A 13817-nucleotide genomic window follows, 5' to 3' on the forward strand; every position below is an offset into this window, starting at 1 on the left:
CGTAGCCGACTGCACGCCCCGCTTTTGGGCTGAAAGTGCGCACCGGCCCGCCACCGTCATCCTGGCTCGCGGAGATCCTGCGCGCGGCACAGCATCGCGGGGAGCTCGGCGTTCACATCGACGCCGAGGTGGAGGCGGTGCTGCTGCTCGCTGTCCACGACGGCCTAATTAGCAGCCGGCGGCCAGACATCGTCAGCGACAACGGCCCCCACCACGCCCGACCGGCCGACGACGTCCGCTACAGCCTCGACCGCCACCACCGCTGACATCAACTTGTCGTGGCCGCTGACATCAACCTGTCCAAACCGCTGACGTCAACCTGTCGCTCAACAACTGACATTTACCTGGCGCAGCCACTGACAAGTACCCGGCGTACCCGCTGACATTTAGCTGGCGCGCAACATCTCGCGCCGGTGGCCGCGTCCAGTCCGCCCCGCTGCGCGCGGAGCAAGTTAAAGACTGTTATACCCATTAGCCGCATGGCGTGGCGTCGGTCGCTGCGCTCCAGGAGGTGTGGCTGATGGCCGGTAAGGATAAGTTCGGCGCCACGGTGCGTGGCGCAGTGACTGGGCGGCGCCGGCAGCGCGCCGCTGATGGGCGTCCGCACGTGGTGCGGGTGACGTACTCGGCCGACGAGTTGGCTCAGGTGAGGGCGCTTGCCGCCTGTGCCCGGTTGGCGACCGCGACGTTCGTCGCGGAGGCGTCGTTGGACCCGATCCGCCCGCATCCGGGCGATGACTTGGGCGAGGTCCGCGAGCTGTTGCGTGAGCTGATGAGCGTGCACCGGCAGTTGCGCGGAGCCTGCACGAACCTCAACCAGGCCGTCGCTGCGTTCAACTCCACTGGCGTTGCCCCGGAGCAACTGGCGGAGATCGCGGCTTACGTCCGCCGTGTCACCACGGCCGTTGACCACACCCTTGTCAAGGTCGTCGAGGTCTTTCCCGGGCGCCGCTGATTCCAGACCATCGTGCTGGCCCGTCAGTGACGGCCGAGCCGATCACGCGCTGGTCTGCCCGGCGCAGCGGACGCCTGCTGGCGGGCGTGTTCGACCCCTACCAGGATCGACACACCGCTAATAGGGCTTGCAATTCCAACGGGCCGGCGTGGTGGGGTGTTGATGTCTACCGTGGCGTGTGGAAACCGTTGCCCCGTACGCCCTTTGCAGGAGACGCGATGTTGGCACCTGAGATCGACGTCCTGGTCGACCCGGACGACCTGGCGCAGCTGCTCGACGATGACCACGATTTCGTCGTCGATGACCTGGATGAGGAGTACGAGAGGCTGTGACATGCCGCAGGGCCGCCCCGATGACTGGGGCGGCCCTGCGGTGTTGCACGGTAGCGGCCGGATCCGACAATTGCGGGCCGGCTGCGGGTTGTGGTTACTCGTCGACGTCGACCGTGCTGTTGGTGGTGTGGATGCGGATGCTGGGCCAGGTGGCGGGCCAGGTGGTGTAGACGGTGACTGACAGCAGCGCCCACACCGCGGCGGTGATGGCGGCGGCGGTGACTTGACCGGGGCCGGTGGTGCCGGCGTAGACGGCGGCGGTGGTCAGCGTGCCGGTGATGGCCCAGCCGATGCGGGCGGACAGGGCGTTGGTCAGGCTGCCGCGTGTCCAGGTGATCGCGGTCAGGACCAGCCAGAGGGTGAACGCTTGCCCGCCGGTGATGGGCAGACCGGCGGTGTGGGTGTGCAGGTAGGAGTGGACGGGGTCGGTGATGGTGTGCAGCAGCGGCCCGGCCACGAACTGGCCGAGGTGGTCGAGTAGGTCGGTGGCGTGGCCGGCGCCGGCGTCGGTGGCCTGTCCTGCGGCGCCGAGCCAACCGGCGACGGTGTTGACCAGGGCGAAAATCAGCCAGCCGGCGAACACCACGGCGGCGGTGGCGCTGGTGATGAGCGCGGCGGTGGCGGCACGGCCGCGGTCGCGGGCGGCGTGCCAGATTTCGGTGGTGATGTCGGTGGCGATGGTCCGCCAGTCGTCGTTGGTGGGCTGGTTGTTGTAGGGGTGGCTGAACATGTCGGGGGTCTCCTTCGCTGGGGGTGGTGTTCGGTCGTAGGCGGTGGGTCAGGCGATGGTGTAGACGCCGTTTTTCTGTTCGGGGCGCATGATGCGGTTGGTTTTGGCGAGTCGGTCCAGGACGGCGTAGAGCTGGGCTTTGGCGACGGGGCAGTCGGGTCGGTCGAGTAGGGCTTGGGCGGTGGTGGGGGAGCGGCGCAGGCAGGTCAGCACCCATTCGGGGGTGTTCTTGGGCTGCGGTTCGGCGTCGGATGTGACGGGTTTGGCGCTGATGCCGAACGCGGCGCGTAGCCGGCTGGCGGCGCCGTAGGCGACGTCGGATGGCCCTGCCGCGGATGTGTGGGTCGCGCCGGTGGCGGCGTTGCCGAGCTTGGGTATGGGCGTTTGGGCGTCGACCGGCGGGACGTGCCAGTCCACTGGCCGGTAGGTGACCTCATCTGCGGCGGCGTCCTCGTCGAGCAGCGGCACCCGGCAGAGCATTCCGACCTGGGGGGCGTCGCGTAGGTAGCCCATGCCGGCGGTGGTGCGCACTTCGCCGTCGTCGTCGGTGACCTCTTTGGGTAGGGCGAACGGGTCGCCGACGAAGTCATCCGGCAACACGGTCGTGCCCGAGCCTCGGTTGGACAGCCGCATGATGAGGCAGTTGCCGGCGACGAGGGCGTCGCGGATGCGGATGGACCCGCCCAACGACTTCATCTGCGGGATTTGGGTGGCGAACACGATGCCGACGCCGGTTTTGCGGCAGATGGCCACCAGCTCCTCGACCAGGGCGATCAGGTCTTTGTCCTGGGCGATGAGGACCATGTGGCACTCGTCGATGATGGCCAGCAGTGGCCGTAGACCGAGTTTGGCGATTTCCGGGTCGTCGGGGTCGAAGAAGTCCCGGCGGATGCCGGCCAGCAGTTTGGAGCGGTACAGCACCTCGTTGTAGAGGCGCAGCAGCAGCAGCCGTACCGCGTTCACGCCGCTGTGGTACTCCACGCAGTCCTGCCAGGCCGGTAGGCTCTGGCCGTTTTGCGGGTCGCCGATGACGACGTCGAAGTCTCCGTCGGTCGCGTTGACGATGAGCACGCCCAGGGCGCGGCTCTTACCGGCGCCGGAGGATCCGACGATGAGGCCGTTGAGGGTGCCGAACTTGGGTCGGCGTAGCACCCACCAGCCGGGGGTGCCGTCGGCGAAGGTGGCCAGCTGGACGCGGCCGTCGGTGTAGGTGGCGCCGGTCCAGGCGACGCCGTGTTCGATGTAGGACTGCTCGACGATCGCCAGTTGGAGGACGGCGGCTTTGCGGGTGCGCCGCCAGCCGACGGAGCCGTCGTTGAGGTCCAGGGCGACCTCGATGTCGGGGCCGGAGGTCAGCAGCGGTTTGCGTTTGGTCCCTGGGGCCAGGCGGATGACCAGCTCGGTGACGCCGGGGCGGGGGTGGACGGCCTGCTCGACGCGGGTGCCGGCGCACAGCGCTTGGGCCAGGATCTGGTTCTGCCAGCGGGCCACCCACCGGGCGGTCAGGTCGGCCTGCGGCGCCGCGATGACTACCGCATTGGCGCGGCCGCGTAGGTGGTGCCACCACGGCCAGCCGAGCACGGCGGCCAGCAGGCACGGCCCGAACACCGCCAGGGTGGGGTGGGCGGTGAGGGTGTCGGGGCCGGCGGCGACGGTGGCGGTGGCGTAAACGGCCAGCGCGCCGGCGACCAGCGCCCGGTACAGCCGGACGACGGTGTTGCGGGCCGGCCACCCGGCGGCGATGCCGGCGACGGTCAGGGCGAGCAGGCCGACCAGGGTCCACTTCAGGTGCAGCCATGAGGCGACGGCGACGACGGCCAGCTCAGCGCCGGCCCAGTAGGCCGGTGCCAGCCGCGCCCACGTTCTGCGCAGCGCCCACCCGGCGGCCACGACGATGGCCACGATGCCGGCGGCGAACGCCCGGCCCAGGGTGCCCCAGCCCTGCTCACGTTCGGTGCTGTCGTTGTTGCTGGTCTTGGCCGGCCGCTGCGCGGTGGTGGTGGCCATCAGGCACTCCCTTTCTTGGCGCTGGACAGGGGTTTCTTGGCGCTGGGCAGGGGTCGGGGGCGGGACGTTGGCTCATCCCGCCCCCGACGGCGGTGGCAGCAGCGGTTAGCCGACCAGGACTTCGGCGGAGGCCAGGTTCCCGGCGTCGGCGACGGTTTCGGCGACGTGCCCGTCGCGGGCGTTGAAGTCGGCCAGGGCGGCCTCCAGCTCCTCGACCGAGGTCTGTAGGGCGCTGTGGGCGGTGTTCATCTGGTCGGCGGCGTCGCGCAGGTGCCCGATGGTGGAGGCGGCCATCTCCAAAGATTCGAACCGGTCGGCGGCCTCGCCCAGGACGGCGGCGACGCCGGACAGTTCCTCGGCCCGTTCGTTGGTGGTCTCGATGGCGGTGGCGAACGCGGCGCGGATCTCCTCGGGGCCAGTGGCTTCCAGGTTCATCAGGTTCTCCTTCTTGGCGGTGGTGGTTCCGGCGGCCGGGCGGCCGCCGGTGGGGTCGGTGACCGGCTGCCCGTCGACGCCGGCTGGGTCGGTAGTGGTGTGGCTGGCGGCCGCGACGGCGTCGTCGTCCTGGCCGTCGTTGGCGGCGGTTGGCTGGCCGGGTGCGGCTGGCCCGGCGGTGGTCGCGGCGCCGCCGGAGATGACGGTCAGCCGTGGCCCCCGCTGCCCGCTGGCTGGCTGCGGCGCGGCGGCGGGCTGCTCCTGCTGGTCGTCCTGGTCGTCGGCGGGGTGCTGGGCGTTGGTGTGTTCGGCGCCGGCGGCGTGAGCGTTGACCTGGACTTGGTAGCCGCGGGAGGTCCACCCGCATAGGTCGCAGTCGGCGTAGAACAGGTTGTCGTCCTCGTCGAGGGTGACCAGCACCCCGTCGATGGCCTGCTCGCCGCGGCGGCGTGCTTTGCGTTGCCGGCGGGAGCTACGAGCGGCGGCGACGGCGTCCTCGGCGGCGCCGGCGAGGTAGTCGCCGAACGCCGACCCGATCCGCCGACCGGCGTCCGACCCGCCGGCGGCTTTGCGGCCGGCGGCGCGTTGAGCCAGGCGAGGCGACTGTTTGCCGCGGACGGCGGCCATGGCGTCGTCGAACACCATCACGGCGAACTTGGCGATGACCAGCCACAGCAGGGCGTCCCAGATCATCACGACGCCACGCTCCGGATCGCGTCGCCGACGCTGGCGGCCACCAGGGGCAGCAGCACGGCGCAGCCCAACGCGGCGTGCGCTGACGCCCCGCCGCCCCGCCGGCCCCCGCCGCCGGCGCTGGACTTGCCGGCGCCGCCTTTGGCGCCGCTTTTGCCGGCGCCGGCTTTACGGCCGCTGCGTAGGAACACGATGACGACCACGGCCAGGGCCAGGGCCAACACGGTCGGGATCGCCGCGGCGGTCGCCGACGCCGGTTGGCCCACGAACCGGCCTACCGGCCCGGCCAACACACCGGCGCCTTTGCCGAGCCACGTGGTCACGACGGTGGCGACCCAGCCGGCTAGCAGCGACCCGACCAGCAGGCCCAGGAGCACCCGCAGGCGCGGGGTCAAACCGAAGTACAGAGACAAGCCGATGTAGACCAGCCCGCCCAACACGATGAATGCCGCAGTCATGTCGATTTCCTCCAATCTCACAGGGTCGCGAGCAGGACCGCTGTCACAGCGACAGCGGCCAGCAGACGCAAGGGGTGGGTGAACAGCCACGAGAACAGGTGCAGAACGGCCCGGGGGGCGATGACAGCCAGCGCCCAGAACGCCATCGCGACCTCGCCCGGGGTGCGGTCCTCGGCCTTAGCCGCGGCGACGCGGGCGACCAGGACGCGCAGCGGCTCGGGGGCGCCGGTCCATACCGTCGTGACGCTCTCCCACTCCCCCGGAACGTCACGCAGCGTGAGTCTGGTGCCGGACTCCAGACCAGACTCGACCACCCCAATTTGAGGTGTTTGATCCGAATCCTGGTCTGGTGTGGTCTGGCCCTCTGACTGCGTGATGGGCAGTCGAATGACCCGCCCTGCCGGCCGGACCAGACTCGCCGCGTTACGCGACTGTCCGTAATCGTTATCTGCGGGTTGAGCGCCCATAAGTCACCTCCTCGGTCGGTGTTGAATCGCTGCGGTTCGGGGTCGGTCAGCTCTTGCTCGCGGCGTAGAAGGCCAGGGACGCCGCCGCGCTCACGTCGATGACGGCCAGGTCGCCCAGGGCGGCCTTGACGCCCCCCTCGTCGCCGGCGGCCAGGGCGGCCTTGAAACGGTCGAGAATGTCCTTAACGTGCTGGGTTAGCTCGGTTTTGGGCATCGGGTGCTCCTTCACTGGCCGGCGGCGATGGCCAGCGGGCCGCCGTCGGGGTTGAGGGCTTTGAGGACTTTGCGGATCGTGCGGTCGGAAATGCCGGTCGCCGTTTCCAGCTCGCCCTGGGTGGCGGCCGGGTTGGCGTGCCAGGCGGCGACCACAGCGGCGACGGTTTCCGGTCGGACCTTCTCGACGACCGGCAACTGCACACCGGCCGGAAGCGGAAGCGGCGCGGTGACGGCGGTCAGCCGCCGGGCCCGGGAGGCGGAAACCGTCTCGCCGTCGACGGTGACGATTTCCGCTTTGACCGCGGTGCGGGCGGCCCGGCGCAGCTCACCGATTTCCGCTTTCAGGCGCCCGTTTTCCGCCTCAGCCAGCTCGGCGAATTTGCGGGCGTGGGCCTCGATTTGCCCCCGGTGCGCTTCCGCTTGCGCGGTGGCCTGCCGGGCGGTCTCAGCCTCGGCGCGCAACCGCCGCGCCCGCTCCGCGTACTCGCCGATCTCGGACTGGGCGCGGCCAAGCTCGCCGCGCACCGCCTCCAGCTCGGCCTGGACGCCGGTGGCGTGCCGGCGGGCCGTAGCGGCGTCAGCGACCGCCCGAGCGGCCGCGTCCTTGGCCTGACCTGCGGTATCGGCGTAACCGCGCAGCTGCTCGAACGCCGCCGCGGTGGCCTGCCGGGCCTCAGCCAGCTCGGTCTGCAAACCAGTCGCCGCGGTAGTGGCCTGCGCGGCCACCCGCCGGGACTGCTCCGCATCCGCCCGGGCCTGCCGTGCCGCGTCGGCGTGCGCGGCCGCGCTGTCGCGCACCCCGGCCAGCTCCCGCTGGGCGGCGTCCAGGGCGGAAACCCGGGCGGCGATTTCCGCTTCGTGTCCTGCGGCAGCAGCGGAAATTTCCGCCTGATGCGCGGCCGTGGCGGCGGAAATTTCCGCCTCCAGGACGGCGACTTTTTCCGCCTGCTCCCGGTACGCCGTTTCCGCTTCGGTGACCTGCGCGGCGGCGGTTTCCGCCTCCCGAACCGCGCCGGTTTCCGCCTCGGCCAAGGCCTGCCGCACCTGCCGGATTTCCGCCTGCGCGGCGGTCAGGGCCTTCATCCGGTCGGCGGTTTCCGCCTTGCGGGCCGCCTCCACGGCGGCGGCCGCGGCGGCGTTCTTCTTCGCGCTGTCGACCTCCTTCATGATCAGTTTGATCAGGACCATGAACGCCAACGCCGGCAACGCAGCCAGCAGCATGGCGTCCCACTCGGCGTCCCAGCCCACGGAGTGGATCTGCGCGCACAGCGACAGAGCGGTGCCGCCGATCATCACGCCCAGCGGGCCGCCGTAGGGCTCGCTGCGGCGAATCCGACGCCGCAGCAGCAGGAACCCGGCGAACATCAACAGCTCGGAGATGACGGCGTTGGCCCAGCCGAACCACTCGTCAGCGCCGGGCATCAGCGACATCGTCCAGTCGTGCATGTGCGTGAACGCCGCCGCCATCGACGCACCCACGATCGGGACGAGGATGCCGACCAGCAGCGTCGACTCGACCCGCTCGGTCGACCAGCCCGACGTCGTCTCCTTCACCGCCTGGTCCTGCACGGCGGCGGTCATCGGATACCACCGCCGGTGAACGCACGCCGCCACCAGGAGCGCGCCGGGGGCGGGGTGACGTGCAGCCTGGCGGCTCTGGCCAGCTGATCCAGCGCTTTGACCATCTGGTCTTGGCGCCGGCCCAGCTCGTCGAGCTTGCGGTCCCAGCGGACCTCGGCGTCACCGGCGCCGATCAACGCCGCCATCAGGTTCTGGTTGCTGGCCTCAGCCGCCGTCAGGCGTCGCTCCAGGTCCTCGACGAGCCGCTCGTACTGCGCATCCGTGCTCGGCGACTCGGCGGCCGCCGTGGTGTCGGCGTCGGTGGTCAGCGGGCAGACCGGCAACCCCAGGCGCCGCTGCTCGGCGACCGCCAGGGCCACATGCGCGTCCGGGATTTCGTAGCCGCTCATCGGGCGCCACCGCCGCGGCGGGCCCGCAGCAACGCGATCCGCTCGTGTGGGGCGCGGGCGCCGAACAAGCCCTCGACCTCCATGCGGCGTAGACCCTGCTCCATGCGCAGCGTCATCTCCAGGCACGAGGCCACGACCGGGCAACCGGAGCACGCCAGACGGGCCTGCGCCTCCAGCTCGCCGGGCAGCTGGGTGACCGGGAACCACGGGTCGTTCTCGGCGTTCACACCAGCGCCGACGCATTTGCCCTGCTCAGCCACCAGATCCGACAAGACCCGGATCGGCTGCTGCTCAATCGGGGTAGCAGTCGCGGTCGCGGTCTTCACCGGACACCCCCGCGACGAACGTCGAGGGTGATCGCCACCGCGCCGACCAGCAGGATCAGCGCCGCCACCGCGTACAACACGGAATCGGGCACCGGCAGCTGCTCGCCCCGGCGCGCAGCGCCCATGGTGTAACCGGCCACCACCGTCGCCGACCCGACCAGGGCCACGACCGCCGCCCACTCCGCCGGACGCAAACCCGGACGGCGTGCCGGGGTCGCCGCAGGTGCGACCACGTCGAACGCCTCAGCTATAACCATCACGTCGTCGGCCAGCCACCGACCACGTCGTCCCTGGTAGTTCCACCCGGCCAGGCAGTCCGGGCAATTCCACCCCCGGCGAGTCACCGTCAGAGCAGCGCCGTCGATCGGGCACACCCGACCAGCGGCGAACGTCAGATCAGCAGGAGCAGCGTGTGTGCGGCGCATAACCGCAGCCCGGGGGCTCACGCCGCCACCGCCTGGACGGGTGAACCCTGAGCTGCGAGCTGGTGCACGCGCTGCTTGCTCAGGCCGCAAAGCGCGGCGACCGCCGGCGCTGCGAGTTTCTGGACGAAGCGAAGTTCCTTCACGGTCGCCGTGCGGATCCCAAGGACTTCCTTGGTCGCACGACGCAGCTCAGCCAGTACCTCGCTGGCGTGGAGTGCTCGCTCAGCCGGATCAGTGATCTGGCTGAGTTCCTGGTCGATGGGCAGTTGCCAGGCCGTTCTACGGACTGGCCGAAGCTTCGGGATGATGAACATGGGTCAGTGCTCCTCTCAGGTGAGTGACCCGATCCAGCGAGGCCTGGTGTGACAGCACCGGGCCTCGCTCCTGTCTGAGCACAAGTGCTCTTGGCAAGAGTGCTTGCCGCTCAGCAACGACCGTAGGCAAGAGGTCTATACATGTCAAGCAGTCTGGGCAAGGGAGGTTGCGCAACCGGCGTATCGGGGCGCTATGGTGATCCTGTGAACGACGAGGAGCTCAAGGCGCTGTGCGACCTGCCCGACCCCGAGGTTCGAGCGGTCCGCGCACATGAGCTGGTGGGCGGGCACCAAGCCGCGGTCGTGGAGCTGTCACGTATCCGCCGCGAGGCCCTTGAAGAGCTGGTCACCCAAGGGCAGACTCAGCCACAGCTAGGCAAGCTTCTCGGTGTCACCCGTGCGCGGGTAGGCCAGATCCTGAACTCTGGGCCACGAAGTGAGCGGGCCTTCTTCGCCAGCGGGGCTGGTGCCGCGTTAACTGTCGCCTTCGGCGCTAAGCGGGAGGCCGACAAGCAGATCCCGGCCCCTGTGGTCGCTCAGGAAGACTTTCACGCCTACGAACATCTCGCCGCTCTCGCGCGCTCATTTGGTCTAGAAACGCGTTACGAAGTCATTCATCCGCCGGGCTTCGTCGATCTGAACCGGGACAACCTAGTTGTCATCTGCGGGCCTCGATTGTCGCCGTTGATCGCGCAACTTTTGGCGTCTGATCCGAATATCGTCTTCCAAAAGGACGCTCAGGGCTGGTACCTGACAGACCGGGGTACCGGTCAAGAGTTCAGGTCCCCTATGGACCACAACCAGTGCGGCGACTTTGCATACCTCGGACGGTTGCCCAGGCTCGACGGAAAGGGAACCTTTCTCTACATAGCTGGCATCCACGCCGTAGGTGCCGCAGGAGTGATCCATTTTTTGACGGAGAATCTCCCTGAGGTATACAAGGAGAACCGAAATAAGCGGTTCTCGACCGTAATTCGGTGCGTTTACGACGCCGCGACCCGTGAGATTACTGAGTCTAGGCGCGTAGCCCCTTACTACAGGACTGATGGATGATGTGGCAGCTCAGCTCTGCTACCGCCCCAGGCGACTCTGGCCAAAACGAGGATTGGGCCGCCGCAGGTCCCACGTTTGCCGTAGTGCTTGATGGACTCTCGTCGCCCAACGAGGACAACGGGTGTCATCATGGTACAAAGTGGTTCGTTGCCCAGCTCGGCGGTTGCTTGTGCAGTCAGCTCGTAAACGATGAAACGTCTTTAAAAGAGGCTTTGCGCTCTGCCATCGATATGGTGGCGCAGAGGCATGCTCGTACCTGCGATCTAACGCATTTAGGCACACCATCATCCACGGTAGCGATTCTGCGCAATAACGATCACAAAGGCGCGTGGGAATATCTATTACTCGCTGACTCGGTCGTTGTCATTGACGACCTAGTTGCCGGTGTTCAGGCCATTAGCGATAAGAGTGTCGACCGGGTCGCTACTCGAGAGAAGGCCGATATCGCGCTTCATCAAGTCGGCACACCGGAACACCGGGAAAGCGTCGAACGGCTCATCGCCGCTCAGAGATTGGTGCGTAACCGCGCCGGGGGCTACTGGATCGCCTCTGCGGATCCCAACGCGGCGGATCATGCGCTGACCGGCGAGCTTCCAACTGGGCGGCTGCGACGGGCAGCTGTACTCAGCGACGGTGCCGCTCGCCTGGTCGACCCCTACAAGCTTATGAACTGGCCCGATCTCCTCGACCTGGCAGCAGCCGGCGCAGCGAGGCTCATCCACCGGGTGCGCGAAGCGGATCAGGCAGACGCGAAGGGTGCGATATGGGCTCGTTACAAGACGAGCGATGATGCCACCGTCATCTACATCGGACCACCACGCGTTCCCGTAGCTGTTGGAACGCCGCGCGCGTCGGGGACGGCTGGCGCAGAGGGAACGGCGTACGATCAGCCCAGACGTGACCTTGGAGGGCCTATAGACAGCATTTAGCCCCACAACCCGAGATCTTTGCTTGGCGGCGAGATCGGGAGTAGGGCTCCAGTGCTCGGAACATGTCGCACCTGGTGGGTGCGGGGGGTTCCGCGTATCCAGTTGTAGTTCAACGCCTGTGGAGGAAACGATAGCACCCACCTCCCGGGTGTGTGCAGTGCTGCGCGCATGCCGATTGCGCGTGTTGAGCAGCGTGCCCACGCCCGTTCCTTTCCCCGACGGTTGTCCGTGGGGTCGCCCCAGCTCAGGGCTCCAGCGCGCCGTGGCGTTGGGCGGTTTCCGGCGTGGGAATGGCCGCGCTGATCAGCGTGTATGGCAGCGCTATCCCTCGATCGGGGGCGGCTAGTGACCGCCTTGTCAGCGCCGCCGACGTGGCTATCCGTGTCGTCTGGCCGGGTTGCGCGTTCGGGTTCGGGCCACTGCATTCCCTGCTCGCAGCGGGGTTTGGCTGGTCTGGCGGTGGTGGGTGCTGATGAGTGTCCGGCGCATTTGGTTGCGAGTCGTGGTGGCCAGGTGGCGTTGCGGGTGGGCGCCGAGCATCGCGCCCGGTATGCCACGGGTCAGCAGGAGTCGTGCGCGGCGTGCCTGGCCGCTGGCGTTCCCCGCCCGCGTATGGGTGTGTCGTACCGGGTCGCCGGTGACCCGCGGCCGTTGTGTCTGCCCTGCTGGGACGGCGAGCAGCGGCGGGCCGAGCACGCGCAGTTGTGGGAGCACGCCAGCGTGCTGGACGAGCTGCGCGAGCAGATGGCCTGCCAAGCGTGCGGCCGTCACGACTCCCCCGCCTCTTGTTGGCTGTGCGGTTATGACTGGTTGGCGGTGGCCCGCGCGCAGTTCGAGGCCGACCAAGCCGCCGCCGCCCGCAACGCGGCCCGGCAGGCCGAGCTGGACGACGCCCGGCTGCGGGCCCTGGGCGCGGTCACCTGTGCTGAGAGGCAGTTGGCCGCGGTGCGGGCGTGGCGGGATCGGCTGGCCGCGTGTCTGGACCAAGTCGACATCGACGACGGCGGGACGGTCACTGCCGGTCCGCAGGCGCGGGCGGTGTTCCTCCTGGCTGATTTCCTGGCCCGTCACCACCGTGCCCGTGCCGAGGCCGGCGCTGTCGGTGGGCCGGGTCGGCCGTCGAAGTTCCCGGCCGTAGCGGCGGTGATGGCCGTAGACGCTGACTGGCGATCCGGCCGGCGCAGCATGGCCGGGTTGGAGCGCACCGCGATGCTGGCCGGGTGCGGCACCGCTGTGGTCACCCGGGGTTGGGCGCATGCGGTGGCGGTGGGTTGGGCGCACCGCACGGTGGCCGGTGGCCGGTGTAGCCGTGCTGAGCGTGTGGCCACCGGCCGGTGGAACCGGCGCAGCGTGTACGACCTGCGGCCGTTGCAACGCGCCGACCCTGCCGCCTACCTGCCGCGTGTCCCGCAGGCGTTGCGGGTGCTGGCTGAGTTGCTGGAGTACGCCGGGGTGCTCGTCGACGAGCACCAGGCCCTGCTCGCCGACGCCCGCGCCAAGGCCGACCACGCCGAGCGGGCCGCCGGTGTGCAGATGCCCGCGACGCCCGCCCAGCAGGGCGTAGCCGCCGCCGACCGGCGGGCCCAGCGAACCGGACAGCACACCCCAACGACCGCCCAGACCGCCCGTGACCAGGCCAAACACCTAAGCAATAAAGATGACCCCCACATGGTGACTAAAGGTGAGAACTTAAGTTCCTGTCCGTACCTGGGTTTGTTCTTCTCCCCCGGAAATCAACTCACGCTGACCGGGCCTGCCGGGCGGCCGCGCCGCGGCCGGGGAACAGGTCAAGAACACAAACGCGCTTCGCGCTCATCGACTGAACGAAGTGGCCGGGGTGGGTGGAGTGGATCACTACCCGCACAACGTCCTAGGACGGACCAGTGGCAGAGCCGTCCGTCACGGGCACGGCGCCGGGCACCAGCATGGGCGGGATGGGCGTTCCCCCTGGCCCGCACGCTGCGCGAACGGTGGGAGTTCCTGTACGACGTGCCGCTGGCCCAGGTCGCGGCCGTACTCGGGGCACGGTTGAGCCAGGACTGGAGCGCCGACGACCTCGTGCGCTACGTCCAGGCCCACGTCGGCGTAATGGTGTACGAGCGCGGCCGCTCCCACTCGCCCCTGCGGTACCTCATCGCCCTCATCAACCGGGCACTCAACGCCGCCAAGCCACCCCTGCCCTGCGCCGCCCACACCGCCGCCAGCCGCGCGGCCGCCGTCAACGAGCGCGCCGCAACCGCCGCAAGCATGGCCGCCCGGCGGGTCGAGTGGGACCGGCAGGCCGCAGTGGCCACGGCCGCTACCGGAGCAGGACGCGCGGCCGCCCGCGCCGCCCTGGCCGCCATCGCAGCCCGACGTACGGCCCCGTGACCTGCTGGTTTCGGTGCGTAGTTGGCCCTATCCAGCTACTAGTACGACAGCCGTACTTTTCGGTTACGTGATCAACTCGGCGGTCTCGCGGCGTCGGTAGTGGGCTTTTCGGGCTCGGTGTTGGTGTCGGCGTCGCC

At 69.1% G+C, this 13817-nt stretch carries 16 protein-coding genes; 5 read left to right on the top strand and 11 right to left on the bottom strand.

The features are described from left to right. Nucleotides 1–35 precede the first annotated feature (35 nt). Together ABD287_RS17340 and ABD287_RS17345 are read left to right on the top strand one after the other, a co-directional pair. On the top strand, nt 36–266 hold the full coding sequence (locus ABD287_RS17340) for a hypothetical protein (protein ID WP_344174413.1): 231 nt from the start codon (nt 36–38) through the stop codon (nt 264–266). A gap of 254 nt (nt 267–520) precedes the next feature. After that, entirely contained in the window at nt 521–955 is a 435-nt protein-coding gene (locus ABD287_RS17345) for a MobC domain-containing protein (RefSeq protein ID WP_344174415.1), read from the top strand. Between the two features lie 426 nt (nt 956–1381). Here ABD287_RS17345 and ABD287_RS17350 read toward each other — a convergent pair whose 3' ends face one another. From ABD287_RS17350 to ABD287_RS17400, 11 genes are all read right to left on the bottom strand, one after another. Beyond that, nucleotides 1382–2017 (bottom strand): hypothetical protein, encoded by a 636-nt coding sequence (locus tag ABD287_RS17350; RefSeq protein ID WP_344174418.1) that lies wholly within the window; start codon nt 2015–2017, stop codon nt 1382–1384. Between the two features lie 48 nt (nt 2018–2065). After that, nucleotides 2066–4024: a type IV secretory system conjugative DNA transfer family protein gene (locus ABD287_RS17355; RefSeq protein ID WP_344174420.1), complete on the bottom strand. Its 1959-nt coding sequence runs from the start codon at nt 4022–4024 to the stop codon at nt 2066–2068. 105 nt (nt 4025–4129) lie between these two features. Then, the gene (locus ABD287_RS17360) at nt 4130–5155 is read right to left on the bottom strand and encodes a hypothetical protein (protein WP_425565659.1); all 1026 of its coding nucleotides are present in this window, start codon (nt 5153–5155) and stop codon (nt 4130–4132) included. After that, complete coding sequence (locus tag ABD287_RS17365) at nt 5152–5610, bottom strand: hypothetical protein (protein ID WP_344174422.1); 459 nt, start codon at nt 5608–5610, stop codon at nt 5152–5154. The genes ABD287_RS17360 and ABD287_RS17365 overlap by 4 nt, the downstream gene beginning before the upstream one ends. Nucleotides 5611–5627: 17 nt before the next feature. After that, nucleotides 5628–5924, bottom strand: a complete 297-nt coding sequence (locus ABD287_RS17370) for a hypothetical protein (RefSeq protein ID WP_344174424.1) — start codon at nt 5922–5924, stop codon at nt 5628–5630. Nucleotides 5925–6123: 199 nt separating this feature from the next. Beyond that, entirely contained in the window at nt 6124–6291 is a 168-nt protein-coding gene (locus ABD287_RS17375; RefSeq protein WP_344174426.1) for a hypothetical protein, read from the bottom strand. An 11-nt stretch (nt 6292–6302) separates the two neighbouring features. Next, the gene (locus ABD287_RS17380; protein ID WP_344174429.1) at nt 6303–7874 is read right to left on the bottom strand and encodes a coiled-coil domain-containing protein; all 1572 of its coding nucleotides are present in this window, start codon (nt 7872–7874) and stop codon (nt 6303–6305) included. Then, nucleotides 7871–8263, bottom strand: a complete 393-nt coding sequence (locus tag ABD287_RS17385; RefSeq protein ID WP_344174432.1) for a hypothetical protein — start codon at nt 8261–8263, stop codon at nt 7871–7873. The genes ABD287_RS17380 and ABD287_RS17385 overlap by 4 nt, the downstream gene beginning before the upstream one ends. Beyond that, the gene (locus ABD287_RS17390; protein ID WP_344174435.1) at nt 8260–8589 is read right to left on the bottom strand and encodes a WhiB family transcriptional regulator; all 330 of its coding nucleotides are present in this window, start codon (nt 8587–8589) and stop codon (nt 8260–8262) included. Before ABD287_RS17390 ends, ABD287_RS17385 begins: the two co-directional genes overlap by 4 nt. Further along, nucleotides 8586–9035, bottom strand: coding sequence for a hypothetical protein (locus ABD287_RS17395; RefSeq protein ID WP_344174438.1), 450 nt, complete (start codon nt 9033–9035; stop codon nt 8586–8588). The genes ABD287_RS17390 and ABD287_RS17395 overlap by 4 nt, the downstream gene beginning before the upstream one ends. Beyond that, nucleotides 9032–9328, bottom strand: coding sequence for a hypothetical protein (locus tag ABD287_RS17400; RefSeq protein WP_344174441.1), 297 nt, complete (start codon nt 9326–9328; stop codon nt 9032–9034). Before ABD287_RS17400 ends, ABD287_RS17395 begins: the two co-directional genes overlap by 4 nt. 204 nt (nt 9329–9532) lie before the next feature. Here ABD287_RS17400 and ABD287_RS17405 point away from each other — a divergent pair, with 204 nt between their 5' ends. The 3 genes from ABD287_RS17405 to ABD287_RS17415 all read left to right on the top strand — a co-directional run bounded on the left by ABD287_RS17405 (nt 9533) and on the right by ABD287_RS17415 (nt 13680). Further along, nucleotides 9533–10381 (top strand): sigma-70 family RNA polymerase sigma factor, encoded by an 849-nt coding sequence (locus tag ABD287_RS17405; RefSeq protein ID WP_344174444.1) that lies wholly within the window; start codon nt 9533–9535, stop codon nt 10379–10381. After that, entirely contained in the window at nt 10381–11310 is a 930-nt protein-coding gene (locus ABD287_RS17410; protein ID WP_486352064.1) for a protein phosphatase 2C domain-containing protein, read from the top strand. The genes ABD287_RS17405 and ABD287_RS17410 overlap by 1 nt, the downstream gene beginning before the upstream one ends. A 513-nt stretch (nt 11311–11823) precedes the next feature. Then, nucleotides 11824–13680, top strand: a complete 1857-nt coding sequence (locus tag ABD287_RS17415; RefSeq protein WP_344174448.1) for a hypothetical protein — start codon at nt 11824–11826, stop codon at nt 13678–13680. The last annotated feature ends 137 nt before the right edge of the window (nt 13681–13817 follow it).

The sequence above is a fragment of the Pilimelia columellifera subsp. columellifera genome, from assembly GCF_039532605.1.
Lineage (GTDB): Bacteria > Actinomycetota > Actinomycetes > Mycobacteriales > Micromonosporaceae > Pilimelia > Pilimelia columellifera.

Bases quoted from the DNA above. Each gene is read 5' to 3' on its own strand.
- ABD287_RS17410 (WP_486352064.1), top strand. From the start codon at position 10,381: ATGTGGCAGCTCAGCTCTGCTACCGCCCCAGGCGACTCTGGCCAAAAC.
- ABD287_RS17345 (WP_344174415.1), top strand. From the start codon at position 521: ATGGCCGGTAAGGATAAGTTCGGCGCCACGGTGCGTGGCGCAGTGACT.
- ABD287_RS17385 (WP_344174432.1), bottom strand. From the start codon at position 8,263: ATGAGCGGCTACGAAATCCCGGACGCGCATGTGGCCCTGGCGGTCGCC.
- ABD287_RS17400 (WP_344174441.1), bottom strand. From the start codon at position 9,328: ATGTTCATCATCCCGAAGCTTCGGCCAGTCCGTAGAACGGCCTGGCAA.
- ABD287_RS17350 (WP_344174418.1), bottom strand. From the start codon at position 2,017: ATGTTCAGCCACCCCTACAACAACCAGCCCACCAACGACGACTGGCGG.
- ABD287_RS17365 (WP_344174422.1), bottom strand. From the start codon at position 5,610: ATGACTGCGGCATTCATCGTGTTGGGCGGGCTGGTCTACATCGGCTTG.
- ABD287_RS17355 (WP_344174420.1), bottom strand. From the start codon at position 4,024: ATGGCCACCACCACCGCGCAGCGGCCGGCCAAGACCAGCAACAACGAC.
- ABD287_RS17375 (WP_344174426.1), bottom strand. From the start codon at position 6,291: ATGCCCAAAACCGAGCTAACCCAGCACGTTAAGGACATTCTCGACCGT.
- ABD287_RS17380 (WP_344174429.1), bottom strand. From the start codon at position 7,874: ATGACCGCCGCCGTGCAGGACCAGGCGGTGAAGGAGACGACGTCGGGC.